Below are 4,118 nucleotides of genomic sequence, written 5' to 3' on the forward strand. Positions count from 1 at the left end.
CGCTGTCATAGCCGCGGTATTCCAGTCGCGCCAACGCCTGAACCAGAAGGGGCGAGGCCTCGTGATCCCCAAGAACGCCAACGATCCCGCACATGATCCTCAAACCCCTTGTTCCAGGCCATGTGCCCGGACAATCGCACCCAGGCTGCGTATTCCGGCTTGGCCGAGCCCCCCGACCATTATCGGAGTCCGGAATCATCGCCTCCGACAGCCGACCCTGTAAAAACTTCGAGTTACTCTCGACCAAGCGCGCCGGGGCGCCATTGCCCCGGTAAGTCGCAGCTTCAGTCCGTCAGTGCATTTATGTCGGCATCAATCTGGGTCGTACCGCCCGTCACCGTGGTCGCGAGGTTAAAGAACTTGGCAATCTCCACAGACTCGGCGTTCGAGACGTAGATCACGTCACCGTCACGGACGCGAAACTCGGAGGCCAGGAAGAAACTGTCCGGCTTACGAAAATCGACCTTGTAGACGGTGGGCACGCCATCATCCAGCGCGAGAATATTGGAGACATCAACACCCATCCGCTCCAGCGCGTCGGGGACCTCCTTGCGATAAACGAGCACGTCGGCAGGATCGGCCTGACCATCAACAAGCCCTGCCGCAAATCCCATGGCGGTCCGCAGGAACAGTTCCGACTCATTGAAGTCGAATTCGCCGACAACACCGGTCGCACCGAAGACGTAGAATTTCTTCAATTCCGAGGTCACGTTGATCGTATCCGCGGGAGCGACAAAAATATTCTCCCTGGGGTTGGAGGTCAAAGCCTCATACGCGATTCGAGCGCTAGCCCCCCCTCGGGTGAGACTGACAAAGCTGTTATACTCGGGCGACGTCAGACCACCGGCCCGAGCGATTACGTCGAGCACCCGGTCTCCGCTGTTTCTGAGCGTGTAGTTCCCCGGCTCCGATACCGTTCCGACGACAGATACGCGCGGAAAATTCTTTTCAACGAACTGGATCGTCACCTGAGGCTCAATTGCCTGATCTTCGAGGCGGTCCTCGATATTCTTCTCCAACAACTCGATCGTTTGCCCTGCCGCCGTCACCTCACCAGCATAGGGAACGGTGATTTTCCCATTCCGGCCGATTTCCTGGGGAGGAAGCTGGACATAGTTGCCCGGCCGCGCACCCGCCTCGCGCGGGATGAACAACCCACCGGCCTGGCTCTCGAAGATGGTGAGCTGTATGACATCCCCGACCCCCAGCCGGATCTCTGGCGGAGTACTCGAAGCAGCCCCGAAACTTGCAAAAGAACTGGCATCGTCCGACGAGATGAACGGCAACATTCCACGGGTGACATCCACAATGGCATATTCATACCCGAGGGTGGCCTCGTCATTCTTGGCGCGCGCCGAAGCCGCGGATATCACGTCTGCGGCACTGGGGCCGTTGCGCGGCATCGCCGTACAAGACACCAAGACAAGCGACGAGACAAGGACCCCCGTCACGTGAAGCTTTCGGACCTGCCTGATGTTCATCTGATATCACCATGATAATTTTGATAGGGGGATGCCACGTCCAACCCCCAAAAGCAAGGCAACAGAAAGCTAACCAATAAGCTGATATTTGGCTGTTGCAGACATCCCACAGCCGAGCAGATGATCTCATAAAAATATCTTAATGGAAATTTTTATGGTGTCTGACTTGATCTCCCCCTACCCTCCCTGAGGGTATCGCCGCCGCGACCCGGGGGCACGAAATACGTGTCGTGCACGCAGCAGGATCGGCGTCGGCCTACAGATCAATCGGCCCCACAAGAGCGCGGGAGTCCAGGTGGACGGCAGGATTTTCAGGATGAGGACGTTGGGGGGCCGTTCAGGAGCCGCACGAACCTTGCTGCTTGTCGGTCTTGCCTTCAGCATCATCCCGAACGGGTCCGTGAGCCCGCCCTACATGTATCTGGGCCAGATCGCTCTTGGCCTCACCCTCATACCCGCCCTGTGTCTTCCAATCCGACGGCACGAAACACGTCTTCTGGTCAGGATCGCGTTGATCTTGCTCGGGGCGCTATCGCTTTACACCGGCTTGCAGGCAGTACCGCAGCCTCCGGGCGGGCTCGCCCACGCCACCTGGGCAACGGTTGGGGAGATCATTGCGATCCCGAACGGCTATCTATCCATAAACCCCTGGCGTAGCCTCGATGCCCTCCCCCGAATGCTCTTGCCGGCCCTGGTGTTCATTGGCGCATTACTGCTCTCCCAGGAGGACAAGCCGGCGAAACGGCTCTGGGTGCAACTCAGCGCGTTGGGAGGGGTCGTTCTCGCTCTTTCGATCATCCTGGAGGCGATTTTCCAAGATACGATGTTCTTTTCCGCCCATCCCGCAGGTTATGGCACCTTTTCCGGCGTATTCGTGAACCGGAACGTCGCGGCTTCGTTTTTCTCGATAACGGCTTTCGCGCTTCTCGGGGCGATCGCAATCTATCGTGCTGACAGGGCATCAGGTGCGAAGGCGTCCAATCTGGCTGGTTTCCCGCACCTCGCGCTCCTCATGGGACTTGCCCTGTTCGCCTGTGTCATCGCCATCGTCCTGACCAGATCACGCGCAGGCAGCCTGCTCAGCCTGCCCCTTCTGTCCTTCGGGCTGGTTTTCGTGTTCATCCCCCCCCTTGATAACGCGAGAAAGCGAGCGAACCCTCTCATGATTCTCGGCGTGATGGCCGGGATAACCACGCTGTTCTTCCTGGCGCTGTTCGGCGAGCCTGTTCTCTCCCGCGTGGAAACAGCACATGAGGGAGGTCGGCAATGTGCCTATATCGGCAGCTTGGAGGCGATAAGAGACAACCCGGTTCTTGGAACGGGCCTAGGCACATTCAGGGATATTTTCCCGGCATATCGTGACCCGGAATGCATGGGAACGCGGGGAAGCTGGCTACAAGCCCATAATTCCTTTCTTGAATTCTATCTGGCGGTCGGCCTGCTCGCCCTCATCGTTCTGGCCGTAGCCTATCATTTCATCCTTCGCACCGCGATCGGAGGGTTGCACCGGCGCGGCAGGTTGCGTCCCCTGCCCTTCATCGTCCTGGCACTTCTTCTTTTCGTCAGCTTGCATTCGATGGTCGACTTCCCGCTACAAATTCCGGGAGTTGCGCATTATTTCGCAGCCTTGCTCGGTACTGGGATGGGCTTGTCATTGACACCGGTCAGCCATCATCGCCACCCCCCTCGAAGGCGGACGCGGCCACGGGGAGACGAGAATCGCAAATCTTCTCGCCGAAAGGAGAACCCGACATGATCAGAGCCTTGAAAAAGCGCCTGTTTTCAAGGCCAGCCCTCCGGCCGGCACACACCTCCATCAAAACTCTCGCCCCGGAGACCGCATTTTTCGCGGTTGGGGATGTACATGGAACCCTTGCGCCCTTGAAGTCGCTGCTTGCCGTTCTCGATGATCACGATCCCAACTGCCCGATCGTCTTCGTCGGCGACTACGTCGATCGCGGGGAAGACTCTGCGGGAGTACTTCGATTCATGTGCGGGATGGTCGAACGATCCCATCGCGACATCTTGTGCCTGCGCGGAAATCACGAGCAGATGCTCCTGGATTTTCTCGTCGACCCCGTGACGACGGCACCCGTGTGGTTTTCGGCCGGCGGCCGCCATACCTTGGGCAGCTACGGCTTGACCCCGGGCAGGATGAAAACGGCCGACGATCTCAAGCGCCTGCGGGACGAATTTCGAACGCGCCTCGGAGAGCGGACGGAAAGATGGCTCCATGAGTTGCCACTTTCCTGGCAAAACGGCAACGTTCTTGTCTCCCATGCAGGTGCCGATCCCGAAATCGATTTTGTCGATCAACCTCATGACGCGTTATTATGGGGAACAGCTCGCCATCCCGACAGGGATAGAGCCGATGATGGCTGGATCGTGCAGGGGCATCTTACACGGGAGACGGCCCGCATCGAAGGAAGACGAATTCTGCTAGATTCCGGTGCTTATGCAACCTCGATCCTGAGTGCTGCATACCTCTCCCAAGGCAGCCTGCGGTTTTTCAACAGCTCACATCCCAACAGGTCATAGCAGATGACCTGCCCCCCGGTCGTCCCTCGTTCATAACGAGAGTCCTTGGGGTTGATAGTGTTCGGTTTCGGGTTGGACAAGCGCGCCGGGCGCGGAGCC

3 protein-coding genes are annotated in these 4,118 nt (G+C 58.5%); 2 read left to right on the forward strand and 1 reads right to left on the reverse strand.

All coding sequences use genetic code 11. The features are described 5' to 3' along the window. Window positions 1–284 precede the first annotated feature (284 nt). Entirely contained in the window at window positions 285–1,481 is a 1,197-nt protein-coding gene (locus EV663_RS15345; RefSeq protein ID WP_132953392.1) for a polysaccharide biosynthesis/export family protein, read from the reverse strand. 355 nt (window positions 1,482–1,836) lie between these two features. On the opposite strand from EV663_RS15345, the gene EV663_RS15350 reads away from it, so the two are divergent. After that, window positions 1,837–3,237 (forward strand): O-antigen ligase family protein, encoded by a 1,401-nt coding sequence (locus EV663_RS15350; RefSeq protein WP_165910226.1) that lies wholly within the window; start codon window positions 1,837–1,839, stop codon window positions 3,235–3,237. Further along, window positions 3,234–4,019, forward strand: coding sequence for a metallophosphoesterase (locus tag EV663_RS15355; protein WP_132953396.1), 786 nt, complete (start codon window positions 3,234–3,236; stop codon window positions 4,017–4,019). The genes EV663_RS15350 and EV663_RS15355 overlap by 4 nt, the downstream gene beginning before the upstream one ends. Window positions 4,020–4,118 lie beyond the last annotated feature (99 nt).

This window comes from Rhodovulum bhavnagarense (assembly GCF_004343505.1).
GTDB classification, from domain to species: Bacteria; Pseudomonadota; Alphaproteobacteria; order Rhodobacterales; family Rhodobacteraceae; genus Rhodovulum; species Rhodovulum bhavnagarense.